This window comes from Agromyces zhanjiangensis (assembly GCF_040496055.1).
Classification (GTDB): Bacteria; Actinomycetota; Actinomycetes; order Actinomycetales; family Microbacteriaceae; genus Agromyces; species Agromyces zhanjiangensis.
In genome coordinates, this window is record NZ_JBEPKB010000008.1 from 85742 (window position 1) to 101886 (window position 16145).

The 16145-nt window shown below is 71.1% G+C and carries 7 protein-coding genes; all 7 read right to left on the bottom strand.

Features of this window, described 5'->3' with window-relative positions; translation table 11 throughout:
* Window positions 1-75: 75 nt before the first annotated feature.
* Window positions 76-4557 carry a type VII secretion EssC family protein gene (locus ABME02_RS14775; protein WP_353816096.1) on the bottom strand — a complete coding sequence of 1494 codons (4482 nt, stop codon included), beginning with the start codon at window positions 4555-4557 and terminating at the stop codon, window positions 76-78.
* A complete protein-coding gene (locus ABME02_RS14780) occupies window positions 4554-5741 on the bottom strand; it encodes an RDD family protein (RefSeq protein WP_353816097.1) in 1188 nt (395 codons plus the stop codon). The genes ABME02_RS14775 and ABME02_RS14780 overlap by 4 nt, the downstream gene beginning before the upstream one ends.
* A 119-nt stretch (window positions 5742-5860) precedes the next feature.
* Window positions 5861-7000, bottom strand: coding sequence for a hypothetical protein (locus tag ABME02_RS14785; RefSeq protein ID WP_353816098.1), 1140 nt, complete (start codon window positions 6998-7000; stop codon window positions 5861-5863).
* Window positions 7001-7127: 127 nt separating this feature from the next.
* A complete protein-coding gene (locus ABME02_RS14790; protein WP_353816099.1) occupies window positions 7128-7802 on the bottom strand; it encodes a hypothetical protein in 675 nt (224 codons plus the stop codon).
* A gap of 162 nt (window positions 7803-7964) precedes the next feature.
* Window positions 7965-11867, bottom strand: a complete 3903-nt coding sequence (rpoC, locus tag ABME02_RS14795) for a DNA-directed RNA polymerase subunit beta' (protein WP_353816100.1) — start codon at window positions 11865-11867, stop codon at window positions 7965-7967.
* 44 nt (window positions 11868-11911) lie between these two features.
* Window positions 11912-15403: a DNA-directed RNA polymerase subunit beta gene (rpoB, locus tag ABME02_RS14800; protein ID WP_353816101.1), complete on the bottom strand. Its 3492-nt coding sequence runs from the start codon at window positions 15401-15403 to the stop codon at window positions 11912-11914.
* A 339-nt stretch (window positions 15404-15742) separates the two neighbouring features.
* A complete protein-coding gene (locus ABME02_RS14805) occupies window positions 15743-16144 on the bottom strand; it encodes a hypothetical protein (RefSeq protein WP_353816102.1) in 402 nt (133 codons plus the stop codon).
* Between the last annotated feature and the right edge of the window lies 1 nt (window position 16145).

Here is a 16145-nt window from a genome sequence, read left to right on the forward strand (position 1 = left end):
CGGTGTCAACAGACTACGGACGCCCCGGGTGCGCGCCCATGGGGAGCACTCCCCACCCGAGCGACCCGATCCGGCTCATCCGACGAGTGGCATCTGGACGGTGGTGACACGCCCGTTCTGGACGAAGATGCCTCGCCCCTCCGGGAAGTCGGAGCGCTTGACCTTCGGGAACGGCGTCTTGAACACCGAGTCGCCGTCGTAGGCGTCGGGCTTCAGCGCGACGCCGCGCCGGCCCGCCTTGAAGTCGCCCACGAAGCCGAAGCCGCTCGACAGGTTCGCCACGTCGGCGTCGCCGACGAGGAAGTGGTCGCTGCGGTTGACGGCCTGGAAGAGCTCCTTGAGCGGACGCTCGGCGTCGGAGTCGGCGAACTGGGTGACGTTCTCGACCGCGATCAGGTAGCGGCCCGGCACGGTCGGGTCGCCGATGACGTCCAGCAGCTCGCGGGCGAGCGCCTTCACCTCGTCGACGCTCGTCGCACTCCGCATCCAGTCCGCGTGCCCGGTGAGCGCCGCACGACGCCCGGCCATGTGGAAGAGGCGCACGTCGGGGTCGTGACGGCGGACCGCGTCGATGACGGCCCGCATCGCGGTCGTCTTGCCGCTCTGCGGCGGACCGGTGATCGCGAACGTGCCGACGGGTTCGAAGCCGATCGGCGCGAGCGTGTCGTCCGAGAGGCCGAGCGCGGGATCTCCCCCGACCTCGCTCGGCAGGTCGGCCGCCTCGAACGATGCCGGAAGCGAGCGGATGACGGGGGCGTCGGCGGCGCCGGCCGCACGGAGCCGGTCGGCGAGCGCCTCGAGCGCCCTGGTCTGCTCGGCGACGTTCGCGGTGCCGCCGAGCACGGCGACCTGCGTCTCGAGGCCGTCGACGATCGCACGGCCGGGGGCCGAACGGTCGTCGAGCACGTCCTTCGGCACCCCGAGCACCTGGTAGCCGGCCTCGTCCGAGAGCCGGAGCACGATGCGCCTGGTGACGTTGGCGCTCACGGCCGTCGGGACGGCGCCCGAGCGGTCCGCCGTGGCGACGACGTGCACGCCGAGCGGGCGGCCCTCGGCGAGCAGCCGCATGGCCATGTTGTAGAAGGGCATGCGCACGGTCGTCGAGTCCCAGTCGGCCTTGAACTGCGCGAAGCCGTCGATGACGAGCAGCACGCGCGGTTCCCGGATGCCGGTGAGCTCGCGGTACTCGGTGAGGCTCGCCGCGTTGGCGGCGCTGAAGGCGCGCCCGCGTCGGTCGAGGAGGTCGTCGAGCGTGCGGAGCAGCCGCTGGATGCGCTCGGGGTCGTCGCCCGCGATCACCGAGCCCACGTGCGGCAGCGCCTCCAGCGAGCGGAGCGCGCCGGCGCCGAAGTCGAGCCCGTAGACCTCGGCGCCGCCGAGGTCGGGGCGCAGGCCGATCGAGACGGCGAGGGTGCGCAGGAGCGTGGACTTCCCCGCACCGCTCGTGCCGTAGACGAGCATGGCGCCGTCGCGGTCGGGCACGAACGCCAACGGCGACTGCAGCTGCCGCTCGGGCACGTCCGCGAGGCCGAACACGACCTCGCCGTCGCCGCGCATCGGCAGGTCCTCGACCGCGACCACGGTCGCGAGGTCGTCGAGCCAGGGCCGCCGGGGGGCCGGGATGCCGGCGGCGGTCGCCGCACGGATGAACGCGTCGACCATGCGCTTCTGGTCGTTCGGGCCCGGGTCGCCGGCGTGCACGTCGTCGTCGCCGACCGCGTCGCGCTCCCACACGACGGTGGATCCGAAGCGCAGCTCCGCCACGCGCGCGTCGGCGACCTCGGGCTCGTCGCTCGTCCAGCCGCCCGCGTAGGCCGACTGGAACGGCACGAGTCGTCCCGGCCCGGTCTTGGCGATGCCCCTCCCGGGGATGCCGGGATCGAAGCCGGCGGCGACCGCGTCGCCCACGACGTCGCGGGAGTCGGACTCGTCGGCCATGCGGAGCGCCACGCGGAGGTTGGTGTTGGCGCGCAGGTTGTCCTTGATGACGCCCGCGGGCCGCTGCGTGGCCATGATCAGGTGGATGCCGAGCGAGCGCCCGCGCTGGGCGATGTCGACGACGCCGTCGACGAACTCGGGCACGTCGCCCGCGAGTGCGGCGAACTCGTCGATCACGATGACGAGCGCGGGCGGGGTGTCGGGATCCTGCCGCTTCTCGAGCTCGAGGAGGTCCTTCGCCCTCTTGCGATTGAACAGGTGCTCGCGGTGGTGCAGCTCGGCGCGGAGGCTCGTGAGCGCCCGGCGGACGAGGTGCGGGCTCAGGTCGGTCACGAGTCCCACGCAGTGCGGCAGTTCCACGCAGTCGGCGAACGCCGACCCGCCCTTGTAGTCGACGAACAGGAAGCTCACGCGGTCGGGGCTGTACTCGGCCGCCATCCCGAGCACCCACGCCTGCAGGAACTCGGACTTGCCGGCGCCGGTCGTCCCCCCGACGAGGGCGTGCGGACCCTGCGTCCGCAGGTCGAGGGTCATGGCGTCCGGGCTGCCCTGCCCGACGAACGCCTTGAGCGTCCCCGCGCGCTTCAGGCGCGGCAGCTTCGCGCCCGAGCGGTCGATGACCGATGCGTTCTGGCGCCAGCGCTCGACGACGCTGTCGGCGTCGTGCGCCATCTCGCCGCCGATGAGCGAGAGCATCGACACGCTCCGCGGGAGGTCGCTCGAATCCTCGACGACGGTGCTCGCGTCGACGACCGGCGCGAGCCGGCGTGCGAAGACCTCGGCGTACCGGAGCGAGACGCCCTCGACGGCGACGTCGGCGTACTCGAGGCCCGAGCGCACGACGCCGATCCGTGCCCGGTCGAGCCCGGCGCTCACGTCGACGAACGTCCGGCACGCGGCGGGCAGGGCCTCGACCGTCGGCGCGACGAAGACGGCGTGGATGCCGACCTCGGCGCCGCGCTCGATGAGCTGCACGAGGCGCGGCCGGTCGACGGGCGCGTCGGCCGAGACGACCAGGATGAGCGCCGAGTCGGGCCGGGCCTCCTCGCGAGCGCCGCCTGGGGTGCCGATGCGCGAGCCCCGTGCCATCGAGCCGTCCTCGTCCGCGAGCGGTCCGCGGCGGACGGGCGCAGCCGAGAGCCGTTGCAGGATGAGCTCCTCGAGCGAGTTGAGCAGCACCGCGCCGGCCGAGGCGCTGTCGGCCAATGCTGCGCCCGCGACCGGGTTGCGCTCCCCCGACGTGTGCGGCAGCCACTTCAGCCAGTCGAGCTCGCGGCTCCAGCCCGGACCGACGATCGCGGCGGCGACGACGTCGTTCGGCGCGTGAAGCCCGAACAGCTGCACGGCGATGCCGCGCAGTGCGTCCGCCGCGAGGCCGGCGGGGCCGGCGATGCCGAGCGCACCCGAGCTGGGGAGCAGTTCCATCACCGGTACGTCGTCGATGTCTCGATAGCGGTCGCGGAGCACCTGGACCTGCTTCGCGAACGCCGGGATGCCGTCGCTCGCACCCTCCGAGTCGCGGATCGAGTTCCGGCTGCGGGCACGCCCGACGCCGAGGCGCAGTGCGAGGAAGTTCCAGTGCTCGGGCCGGCGCGTCCAGAGCATCGGGCCGAGTCGCATCGCCTGCTCGTACACCGTCGCGACGGGAGGCGTCTCGTCGTGTCGGCGCTCGCGTTCCACGTGCCGCTCGCGCTCGAGCGTCTCCTCGAGCTCCTCGAGCCCGACCTCGAACGTCTCGACCTCGCGCTGCAGCTTCCTCCCGCTGCCCATGCGCTGTCCGAGGAAGTTGGCGAGCAGCATGACCGGAGTGAGGACGACGATCAGGAGCGAGGCGGGTCGCTGCGTGATCGCGAAGATGCCGAGGCCCATGAGGATCGGCGAGGCGATCATCGGCCACGGGAAGAGGCGCGGCGTCTCCTCGCTCGGCACGCGCGGCTCGGGGTGCGCGGTTCCCGGGTACCGGGCCTCGACGCGCGGCGACCGGTTGAACATGAGCGCGCCGCCGCGCTCGAGCACCGGGTCGGCCGCGGCATCCGTTCCCGCCATCGGGCTGAACGAGACGACCGTGTCGCCGATCGTCACGCGGACGCCGGGGAGGGCGCGCACGCGCGCGACCTGGCCGCCGTCGACGAGGAGGCCGTTGGCCGAATTCAGGTCGACGAGTTCGACGACCTGCTCGACCTCGACGCGGGCGTGCCGCTTCGAGACGAGCGGGTCGGCGAGCACGACGTCGGCGTCGGCCGCGCGGCCGATCACCCCGTGCCCGCGGCGGAGCGGGAACTCGCGCCCCGCGTCGGGCCCGGAGTGCACGTGCATGATCGCCGCGGGCGCGTCCGCGCCGGCGGGCTGGGCTGCGGGCGAGACGACGGCCGCGTTGAAGCCCGAACCGATCGGCGCGTCGGCCGCGAGCGTGCCCGGGTGGAGCACCACCGGCTCCGACGAGGTCGGCGGGGCCACCGCGAGCGTCAGCGGCCCGGGATGGGCGGGCAGGTGCGCCGCGGCGGGGTCGGTGTCGGCGACCGCGCGCGCGACGTCGCCGACGGTCGCGGTGGCGTCGGCGGTGACGACGATGTCGACGCCCGCGCCCGACTGCCTGCGGAGTCCGAGCTTCAGCCTCATGCGCCGACCGCCTCGACGCGGAACTCGAGCCCGCCGAGCCGGACGGCCGAGTCGGGCGGCACGGGATGCGGCACGCCCGGCTCGAGGTCGCGCTCGACGCCGGCCGCATCGACGAGGGACGTGCCGTTGCTCGACCAGCGGTCCGTGACGCGGATGCCGCGGTCATCGACCTCGACCGCGGCGTGGGTCCTCGACAGCCCCATGCTCGGATCCACGAGGGGGACCAGCACGACCTCGGCCGGGTCAGCGGCGGCCCGTGCGGGACCGCGCCCGAGCAGGGTGGTGCCGGATGCCGCGATCCTTGCGCCGTCGGAGAAGACGAGCATGACGGCGGGCAGCGGCGCCGGCGCCGATGCGGGGGCGGATGCCCGGCCGGCCGACGGCGTCCCGAGCGGCGGCGGGGTCCACCCGCCCGGCCCGGCCTGCGAGACGCCGTCGAGGGCGGCCGGCGCGGCGACCACGCCCGAGCTCGAGCGCGCGGCCGGGATGAACGTGCGCTCGTCGACGCCCCGCGCCGAGGCGAGCGAGGGCAGGCTCGCCCGCCCGGCGAGCGGCACGGACTCGACCTGCCGCCGAGCGTGACGCAGGGCCCTGGCATCGAACGGGTCGAGGCCGTGGCGGGCGTCGACGACCCAGCAGCGGCCGATGCGGTCGAGCCAGCTGCGACCGCGCCCCTCCTGATCCCACCGGCCGGACGCGAAGCAGATCGCCGGGCCGACGAGCGGCAGCACGACCTGCGCGGCCCAGAGCACGAGTGCGCGGAGCACGACGCGCCAGAACCCCGGCCGCTCGAAGGTCGCGACGTCCACCGAGCGCAGGCCGCACGACGCCTTGCCGATCGTGACGCCGCGGCGGCCGTGCAGCGTGAGCTGGACGATTCCGAGCACGCCGACGAGGAGCTGCCCCACGCCGACGAGGACGAGCGGGCCGACGAGCGCTGGGGCATCCGTCGCCGTCGGAACCGCGCCGGCCCCACTCGCGGAGACCGCGGCGACCAGTTGCACCGATCCGACGACGGCGGGCACGGCGACGAGCACCCACACCACGGCATCGATCGTGAACGCCGCGGCGCGTCGCCCGGCCGGCGCTGCGACGAGCCCGAGCGCCGCCGCGTACGCCGGGTCGGGCCGCCCGTCGGGCGCGGTGCCGGGGATCGGGTCGGCGGCCTGCATGGTGATGCTCAACAGCGCTCCTCGGGTGTGCAGGGTCAGGGAGCCACCCAAGCAGTCCGGGTGCGCCACGTCGATGGGGAGCGCTCACCATGCGCGCACCCCAGACGAGGGTACCCGGACGATCGCCTCCGCTAGCGCGAGGTCGTCACCGGCTGCGGTCCCGCCGCGATCTGCCGGTCGTACTCCTCACGAGCCCGGACGTTCCGCTCGCTCACCGTGCGTCCGTGCGCGGCGATCCACCCGCCGAACCAGATGGGCAGCTCTCGGGCGACGATGAACGCGATGATCGCGAACGGGTCGACCCAGCGCTCGGCGACGAAGTCCGCGGCCTGCTGCGGCGTGAACTGCCACGCGGCGACCGTGAGCAGCGCTCCGCCGATGTAGGAGAAGTAGACGATGATCCCGACCGCGAGGCCGAAGACCGCCCAGGTCCACCACGCGGCCCGGTTGAGGATCACCGCCAGCAGCGCGAATGCGAGGAAGAAGAAGATCACCGGGATCCAGAACACCGGCTGCGCGAGGAACTCGGTGTACACGCGGATGCCGTCGCCGCGCCCCGCCCCGTACCACGTGATGACGAGGTAGGAGATGCCCGCGTAGAGCAGCGCGAACGCGACCGTCGCGATCAGGCCGACGAGCACGCCGAAGCCGCGGTTGCCCTTCTGCTTCGGCGGGGTGGGCGCCTGGACGTAGATCGTCTGAGGCAGCGGTGCCGCCGGGGTCTCCGGCGCGGCCGTCGCGGCACCGACGCCAGCGGCGGCGCCGACGCCCGCGGCGCCCACCGTCTCCGGGACCCCGGTCTCACGGCGGACCGCCTCGGCGCGGACCGGCTCCGGGTGCTCCTCGATCGACGCGGTCTCGTCGGCGGCGGGCGGATGCTCGGTGCGTGCCCGCTCGACGGCGGCGTCGAGTTCGGACCGCTCTGCCGGCGGCTCGGCATCCGCCGACGAGACCGGCACGGTCTCCCCCGCGTCCGCGCGGTCGACGGACTCGGCCGCCCCCTCCGTGCCGGTGAAGTCGTGCTCGTCGGCGGACGAGGTCGGGACCGGTGCGGCGGCCGGCTGCTCGACGCGATCGACGTGCTCCGCAGCGGGGGCCGTCGGGTCGACCTGCGCCTGCTCGGCCGCGACATCGCCGGTCGCGGCATCCGTCGTCGACGGACCGGTCACGTCGGCGGCCGTCGGCGCGTCCTCGGCGGCCGGCCGATCGGCCGTGCCGTCACGGTCGAGGTCGCCGCGGCCGGGCTCGGATCCGGGGGTCGTGCTGCTCATCGTCCGCTCCTTCCGGGCAGCGGCGGGCCGCCCGTGGTGCGGCTCACTCTAGCAACGCGCCGCCGCGCGACCGGGAAGCGGGCGCGGGACGTCGCCCGCGCGTCGCGGCAGCGGCTGCGGCCCTGCCTCAGGCGAAGAGCTGCGCGACGATGTCGAGCGTGTAGCCGCTCACGGCCGGTCCGTCCCAACGGGTCGCGATCCACAGACCCTCGCGGATGAAGTGCGACTCGCCGGCCGAACCCGCGACGCCCTCGAATTCGAGGATGCAGCGCGTGCCGCCCTGCTCCTCGTAGCACTCCTGCCCGGCCGCCTGGAACGCGGCGATCGCGGCCGCCGTCTGCGCCTCGTCGACGCTCGCGACGTTCGTCACGAGGCCGACGCGTCCGTCGCCGCCCTCAGGGGGGAGCCACCCGCAGGTGAGCTGCGACGTCTCCTGCAGCACCGGCAGCGCGCCCGCGTCGTCCGTGCCGAACAGCGCCGGTGCGCCCTCGGCGGTCGACCACTCCGGGTTCAGCACGTATCCGGGCGCGAAGGTGCTCGACCAGTCGAACGTGTAGATCGCCGTGCAATCGGTCGGGATGCGCTCGTCCCGCACCGGTTCCGGGGTCGGGACCGCGACCGGAGCCGGTTCCGCCTCGGCGGACGGCGCGGGCCGGGCCTGCGCGGCCGGCTCGGCGGACTCGCTGCCCGGTGCGGGCAGCGCGAGCACCACGACGAGCGCGACGACCGCGACGACCAGCGCGGATGCGGCGACGATGAGCAGCGTCCTCGATCGGCGGGATGCGGGGGCAGCGTCTGGCATGTGGGCTCCGGGTCGGATTCGGATGGGGGCGACCGCCCGAGATACTAGCCCGCGCACCTGAGTGCCGTCATCAGGTGCGGGCGATCGGACGACGACGGGCCCCGGATCGCTCCGGGGCCCGTCGTGGGATGCGGGCGGCGGCGAGGCCGCCGCCCGCGGGGATCAGCTGTAGTTGCCGGGGGTGAAGTCGTCGCTCGAGAACGAGTCGAAGTCGACGAAGCTGAGGTCGCCCTCGGTGAACGACGCGTCGTCGGCGAAGATGCGGTTCGGGTACCGCTCCGCCTTCGCCTCCTCGGTCGCCTCGACGGTCACGTTCCGGTACTTGGCGAGGCCCGTACCGGCCGGGATCAGCTTGCCGATGATCACGTTCTCCTTGAGGCCGACGAGCGGGTCGGACTTGCCCTCCATGGCGGCCTGCGTGAGCACGCGGGTCGTCTCCTGGAAGGACGCGGCCGACAGCCACGACTCGGTCGCGAGCGAGGCCTTGGTGATGCCCATGACCTCCTGGCGCGCCGACGCCGTCTTCCTGCCCTCGGTGAGCGCGGCCCGGTTGATCTCGTTGTACCGCGAACGGTCGACGAGCTCGCCCGGCAGCAGGTCCGTGTCGCCGTGGTCGACCACGGTGACCTTGCGGAGCATCTGCCGGACGATGACCTCGATGTGCTTGTCGTGGATCGGCACGCCCTGCGACCGGTACACGTCCTGCACGCCGTTCACCAGGTGCTTCTGCACCTCGCGCACGCCCTTGACCCGGAGGACCTCCTTCGGGTCGACGGTGCCGACGATCAGCTGCTGGCCGAGCTCGACGTGCTGGCCGTCCTCGACGAGCAGCGTCGAGCGCTTGAGCACGTTGTACGCGATCGGCTCGTCGCCGTTGTCGGGCGTGAGGATGACCTTGCGCTGCTTCTCGGTCTCGTCGATCGTGATGCGACCGGGGGCCTCGACGATGGGCGACGCACCCTTGGGGGTGCGGGCCTCGAAGAGCTCCTGCACGCGGGGAAGACCCTGCGTGATGTCGTCGGCCGAGGCCGAACCACCGGTGTGGAAGGTGCGCATCGTGAGCTGGGTGCCCGGCTCGCCGATCGACTGGGCGGCGATGATGCCCACCGCCTCGCCGATGTCGACGAGCTTGCCCGTCGCGAGCGAACGGCCGTAGCACTTCGCGCAGACGCCGACCGCCGACTCGCAGGTGAGCACCGAGCGGACCTTGATCGACTCGACGCCCGCCGCGACGAGCTTGTCGATCAGCACGTCGCCGACGTCGTCGCCTGCGGCGGCCACGACCTCGCCCTTCGCGTTCACCGCGTCGGTCGCGAGCGACCGGGCGAACACCGAGTTCTCGACGTTCGGGTCGCGCACGAGCGCACCCGTGGAGTCGACCGCGGCGATCGGGAGCTCGAGGCCCTTCGACGTGCCGCAGTCGTCCTCGCGGATGATGACGTCCTGCGAGACGTCGACCAGACGACGCGTGAGGTAGCCCGAGTCGGCCGTGCGGAGCGCCGTGTCGGCCAGGCCCTTGCGGGCACCGTGCGTGGCGATGAAGTACTCCGCCACCGACAGCCCCTCGCGGTACGAGGAGATGATCGGGCGCGGGATGATCTCACCCTTCGGGTTGTTCACGAGGCCTCGCATGCCGGCGATGTTGCGCACCTGCAGCCAGTTACCACGAGCACCCGAGGTCACCATGCGGTTGATGGTGTTGCCCTGGTTCGCGGCGAACTCCTCCTGCATGGCCTTCGCGACCTCGTCGGTCGCCTTGGTCCAGATCTGGATGAGCTCCTGACGACGCTCGAGGTCGGTCGTGAGACCCTTCTCGAACTGCGACTGGACCTTGGCGGCCTGCTTCTCGTACTTCGAGACGATCTCCCGCTTCTGCGGCAGCTCGACGATGTCGGAGAGCGCGACGGTCACACCCGAGCGGGTCGCCCAGCGGAAGCCGGCGTCCTTGATGCGGTCGAGCGTCGCCGCCACCTCGGTCTTCGGGTAGCGCTCGGCGAGGTCGTTGACGATCTGCGAGATCTGCGACTTGCCGGCCTGCGCGTTGAAGAACGGGTAGTCCGCGGGCAGCGCCTCGTTGAAGAGGGCGCGACCGAGGGTCGTCTCCATCAGGAACGGCTCGCCCGCGACGAAGCCCTCCGGCTCCTGGCCCTCGGCGAAGTGCAGCCCCTCGAGGCGGATCTTCACCGTGGCGCCGAGGTCGAGCACGAGCTCGCCGGGACGGTTCTGGTCGAACGCGAGGATCGCCTCGGCGATCGACGAGAACGCACGGCCCTCACCGGCCGCACCCTCGATGACCGTCGTCAGGTGGTGCAGGCCGATGATCATGTCCTGCGAGGGCAGGGTCACCGGACGGCCGTCCGACGGCTTCAGGATGTTGTTCGACGCCAGCATGAGGATGCGGGCCTCGGCCTGCGCCTCGACCGACAGCGGCAGGTGCACGGCCATCTGGTCGCCGTCGAAGTCCGCGTTGAACGCGGCGCAGACGAGCGGGTGGAGCTGGATGGCCTTGCCCTCGACGAGCTGCGGCTCGAAGGCCTGGATGCCGAGGCGGTGCAGCGTCGGCGCACGGTTCAGCAGCACGGGGCGCTCGCGGATGATCTCCTCGAGGACGTCCCACACCTGCGGGCGCGAACGCTCCACCATGCGCTTGGCGGCCTTGATGTTCTGCGCGTGGCTGAGGTCGATCAGGCGCTTGATGACGAACGGCTTGAACAGCTCCAGCGCCATCTGCTTCGGCAGGCCGCACTGGTGCAGCTTGAGCTGCGGACCGACGACGATGACCGAACGGCCCGAGTAGTCCACGCGCTTGCCGAGCAGGTTCTGGCGGAAGCGACCCTGCTTGCCCTTGAGCATGTCGCTCAGGGACTTGAGGGCGCGGTTGCCGGTGCCGGTGACGGGACGACCACGACGGCCGTTGTCGAACAGCGCGTCGACGGCCTCCTGGAGCATCCGCTTCTCGTTGTTCACGATGATCTCGGGCGCGCCGAGGTCGAGCAGGCGACGGAGGCGGTTGTTGCGGTTGATCACGCGACGGTAGAGGTCGTTCAGGTCGGACGTCGCGAAGCGACCGCCGTCGAGCTGGACCATCGGGCGCAGCTCCGGCGGGATCACCGGGACGACGTCGAGGACCATCGCGGCCGGCGAGTTGCCGGTCTGCAGGAACGAGTTGACGACCTTGAGCCGCTTGATGGCGCGGATCTTCTTCTGGCCCTTGCCCTCGGCGATCTGCAGGTGCAGGTCCTCCGCCTCGGCGGCGAGGTCGAACGCCTCGAGGCGCTTCTTGATCGCCTCGGCGCCCATGTAGGCCTCGAAGTACATGCCGAAGCGGTCCTGGAGCTCCTGGAAGACCGAGTCCTCGGGCTTCAGGTCGCCGACCTTCAGCGTGCGGAAGTCCTCCCACACGCGCTCGAGGTGCGCGATCTGCTCGTCGCCCGACTTGCGGACGCCGGCCATCTCCTTGTCGGCCGCGGCCTCGGCGCGCTTGCGCTGGTCGGACTTGGCGCCCTCGGCCTCGAGTGCCGCGAGCTCCTCCTCCTTGCGCTGCATGAGCTCGGCGATGCGAGCGTCACGGGCGTCGCCGATGGCCTTGATCTCGAGCCGGAGCTCGTTCTCGAGGCCGGGCATGTCGGCGTGACGACCCTCGTCGTCGACGTCGATCACCATGTAGGCGGCGAAGTAGATGACCTTCTCGAGGTCCTTCGGCGCCATGTCGAGCAGGTACCCGAGGCGCGAGGGCACGCCCTTGAAGTACCAGATGTGCGTCACGGGCGCGGCCAGCTCGATGTGGCCCATCCGCTCGCGGCGGACCGAGGACTTGGTGACCTCGACACCGCATCGCTCGCAGACGATGCCCTTGAAGCGGACGCGCTTGTACTTGCCGCAGGCGCACTCCCAGTCGCGGCTGGGTCCGAAGATCTGCTCGCCGAAGAGCCCGTCCTTCTCGGGCTTCAGCGTGCGGTAGTTGATGGTCTCGGGCTTCTTGACCTCGCCGTAGGACCACTTGCGGATGTCCTCGGCGGTCGCCAGGCCGATACGGAGCTCATCGAACGTCGTTGCGTCGAGCAATTTCTCTCCTAGATTCCTGAAGTCGTTCTCGTATGCCTGGCGGATCAGATCTCGTCGATGTTCGACGACTCGAAGCGCGCGGAGATGTTGATGCCGAGCTCCTCCGCTGCGCGGAAGGCCTCGTCATCGGTGTCGCGGAGGCTCACCGCGGTGCCGTCGGCCGAGAGGACCTCGACGTTCAGGCACAGCGACTGCATCTCCTTCATGAGCACCTTGAAGGACTCGGGGATGCCGGGCTCCTGGATGTTCTCGCCCTTGACGATCGCCTCGTAGACCTTGACGCGGCCGAGGATGTCGTCGGACTTGATCGTGAGGAGCTCCTGCAGCGCGTAGGCGGCGCCATAGGCCTCGAGGGCCCACACCTCCATCTCGCCGAAGCGCTGGCCGCCGAACTGCGCCTTCCCACCGAGCGGCTGCTGGGTGATCATCGAGTACGGGCCGGTCGAACGCGCGTGGATCTTGTCGTCGACGAGGTGGTGGAGCTTCAGGATGTACATGTAGCCCACGGACACCGGGTACGGGAACGGCTCGCCCGAACGGCCGTCGAACAGCTGCGTCTTGCCGCTGGAGTCGATGAGCCGCTCGCCGTCGCGGTTCGGGAGGGTGGAGTCGAGCAGACCCGCGATCTCCTCCTCGAGCGCGCCGTCGAACACGGGCGTGGCGACCTTGGTGCCGGGTGCGGCCTCCCGGGCCCCCTCGGGCAGGCGCTTGGCCCACTCCGGGTTGCCCTCGACCTTCCAGCCCTGCTTGGCGACCCAGCCGAGGTGGGTCTCGAGCACCTGGCCGAAGTTCATGCGACCGGGGATGCCGAGCGGGTTCAGGATGACGTCGACCGGCGTGCCGTCGGCGAGGAACGGCATGTCCTCGACCGGCAGGATCTTCGAGATGACGCCCTTGTTGCCGTGGCGGCCGGCGAGCTTGTCGCCCTCGGTGATCTTGCGCTTCTGGGCGATGTAGACGATCACGCGCTGGTTGACGCCCGAGCCGAGCTCGTCGTCGCCGTCCTGCGCGTCGAACACCTTGACGCCGATGATCGTGCCCTGCTCGCCGTGGGGGACCTTCAGCGACGTGTCGCGGACCTCGCGGCTCTTCTCGTTGAAGATCGCGCGGAGCAGGCGCTCCTCGGCCGAGAGCTCGGTCTCGCCCTTCGGCGTGACCTTGCCGACGAGGATGTCGCCGGGGCGGACCTCGGCGCCGATGCGGATGATGCCGCGCTCGTCGAGGTCGGCCAGCAGGTCGGGGCTCACGTTCGGGAGGTCGCGGGTGATCTCCTCCTTGCCGAGCTTGGTGTCACGGGCGTCGACCTCGTACTCCTCGATGTGGATCGAGGAGAGGACGTCGTCCTTCACCAGGTTCTGGCTGAGGATGATCGCGTCCTCGAAGTTGTGGCCCTCCCACGGCATGAACGCCACGAGGAGGTTCTTGCCGAGCGCGAGCTCGCCGTCGTCGGTCGCGGGACCGTCGGCGATGACCTCGCCGACCTCGACGCGCTCGCCGGCGGAGACGACGACGCGGTTGTTGTACGACGTGCCCTGGTTCGAGCGGTCGAACTTGCGCAGGTAGTAGGTCTGCGTGCCGCCCTCGTCGAGCTGGAGCGTGACGGCGTCGGCCGAGACCTCGGCGACGACGCCCGCACGGTCGGCGGTGATCACGTCACCGGCGTCGATCGCGGCGTAGCCCTCCATGCCCGTGCCGACGAACGGCGAGTCGCTGCGCAGCAGCGGCACCGCCTGGCGCTGCATGTTCGCGCCCATGAGGGCGCGGTTCGCGTCGTCGTGCTCGAGGAACGGGATGAGCGACGTGCCGACCGACACCATCTGGCGCGGCGAGACGTCCATGTAGCCGATCTCCTCGGCCGGGAACAGGTCGACCTCGCCGCCCTTGCGACGGGCGAGGACGCGCTCCTCGACGAAGTGGCCCTTGCCGTCGAGCGGCGCGTTGGCCTGGGCGACGATGTAGTCGTCCTCCTCCATCGCGGTGAGGTAGTCGATCCGGTCGGTGACCTTGCCGTCCTCGACCCGACGGTACGGCGTCTCGATGAAGCCGAACGAGTTGATGCGCGCGAACGAGGCGAGCGAGCCGATGAGGCCGATGTTCGGGCCTTCCGGGGTCTCGATCGGGCACATGCGGCCGTAGTGCGACGGGTGGACGTCGCGGACCTCGACGCCCGCGCGGTCGCGCGAGAGGCCGCCGGGGCCGAGCGCCGAGAGGCGACGCTTGTGCGTGAGGCCGGCCAGCGGGTTGTTCTGGTCCATGAACTGCGAGAGCTGCGAGGTTCCGAAGAACTCCTTGATCGCGGCCACGACGGGGCGGACGTTGATCAGGGTCTGCGGCGTGATCGCCTCGATGTCCTGCGTGGTCATACGCTCGCGGACGACGCGCTCCATGCGGGAGAGGCCCGTGCGGACCTGGTTCTGGATCAGCTCGCCGACCGCGCGGATGCGACGGTTGCCGAAGTTGTCGATGTCGTCGACGTCGAGGCGGATGTCGACCGCCTTGCCGCCGCGGCGACCGGGCAGGGTCGGGCGGTCCTCGTGCAGGGCGACGAGGTACTTGATCGTGGCGACGATGTCCTGGACGGTCAGGACCGAGTCGGTGAGCGGCGCCTCGAGGCCCAGCTTGTTGTTGATCTTGTACCGGCCGACCTTGGCGAGGTCGTAGCGCTTCGGGTTGAAGTAGAAGTTGTCGAGGAGCGCGCGCGCGGCCTCGGCGGCGACCTGCTCGCCCGGACGGAGCTTGCGGTAGATGTCCTTGAGCGCCTCCTCCTTGGTGAGGATGTTGTCCTTCTCGAGGGTGAGCGCGATCGACTCGTAGCCGGCGAACTCCTCGAGGATCTCCTCGGAGGTGAGGCCCAGGGCCTTCAGGAAGACGGTGACCGACTGCTTGCGCTTGCGGTCGATGCGGACGCCGACCTGGTCGCGCTTGTCGACCTCGAACTCGAGCCAGGCGCCACGGCTCGGGATGACGCGCGCCGAGTAGATGTCCTTGTCGGAGGTCTTGTCGGGGGTGCGCTCGAAGTAGACGCCGGGCGAACGGACGAGCTGCGAGACGACGACGCGCTCGGTGCCGTTGATGACGAACGTGCCCTTCGGGGTCATGAGCGGGAAGTCGCCCATGAAGACCGTCTGGGTCTTGATCTCACCGGTGAGGTGGTTCATGAACTCCGCGTTGACGTACAGCGGAGCGGAGTAGGTCTTGCCCTTCTCCTTGCACTCGTCGATGGTGTACTTCGGCGGCTCGAGCTCGGGGTTCGAGAACGAGAGCTGCATGGTCTCGCCGAGGTCCTCGATGGGCGAGATCTCCTCGAAGATCTCCTCGAGGCCGGTGGCCTCGGGAAGGTCCTGACGGCCGGACTCGATGGCCTCCTCGACGCGGGCCCGCCACGCCTCGTTGCCGACGAGCCAGTCGAAGCTCTCGGTCTGGAGGGCGAGCAGATCGGGTACGGTGAGGGTGTCGGTGACCTTCGCGAACGAGAGGCGGCTTGCACCGCGTCCGTTCTTGGGGGTGGGCGTGGATGCGTTGCGCGCAGCAGCCAAGGAAATGACCTCCATGGCCCCGTCGGGGGCCGGTTCACTGTCGGTGGTGGTGGAGTTGACCCCTCAGACGTGGTGCGGATGCCGGGAGACCCGACACGCAGAAGCCGACCGCAATATGAAGGCATAGTGGGTCTGGGAGCGCAAAGGTCAAGCATAGACCGGATGACGCGCCATGTCCAGTCGGATTCTTGATTTGTCTGCGCTTCTCCGGTATAACCCGCGCGAACCGCTCGGATGACCGCGCGGATCCGCCCGTCGGGTCCGGAGATCGCGACGACGGATGCCGCGCGGGATCGCCCCGCGCGGCATCCGTCGTCCATCGCCCGGTCGATCGCCGGTTCAGGCTCCGAGCTCGAGCCGGACCGTGTCGGGACGCCCCGGCACGAGGCTCACGTCGACGATCGAGCCCGGAGTCACGCGGGCGAGCTGGATGGGAGCGAGCGGCTGCGTCCGGGACGCCGGCAGCGGGATGCCACCGGGCAGCTGAGCGACGAGCTCGAGCTCGACGACGGCCTCCATGCCGATCATCATCGGCAGCTGCCGGGCCGACACGACCGTGGCGGTCGTGCGGACCCGAGCGGCGTCGGACACGGGGTCGTTCGCGGCGACGCTGGCGGCCATCACCCGGTTGGCCTGCTCGAGCGACTGCTGCGCGGCCGCGAGCGTCGCGCCGACGTCCATCCGGTCGCGGACGGCGGTCGCCTGGGCGTTCAGCGTGCGGAGGTCTGCGAGGAAGCCCATG

Excerpts from the sequence above, each read along its gene's own strand:
- ABME02_RS14775 (WP_353816096.1), bottom strand. The coding sequence starts at position 4,557 with ATGAGGCTGAAGCTCGGACTCCGCAGGCAGTCGGGCGCGGGCGTCGAC.
- ABME02_RS14785 (WP_353816098.1), bottom strand. The coding sequence starts at position 7,000 with ATGAGCAGCACGACCCCCGGATCCGAGCCCGGCCGCGGCGACCTCGAC.
- ABME02_RS14790 (WP_353816099.1), bottom strand. The coding sequence starts at position 7,802 with ATGCCAGACGCTGCCCCCGCATCCCGCCGATCGAGGACGCTGCTCATC.
- ABME02_RS14805 (WP_353816102.1), bottom strand. The coding sequence starts at position 16,144 with ATGGGCTTCCTCGCAGACCTCCGCACGCTGAACGCCCAGGCGACCGCC.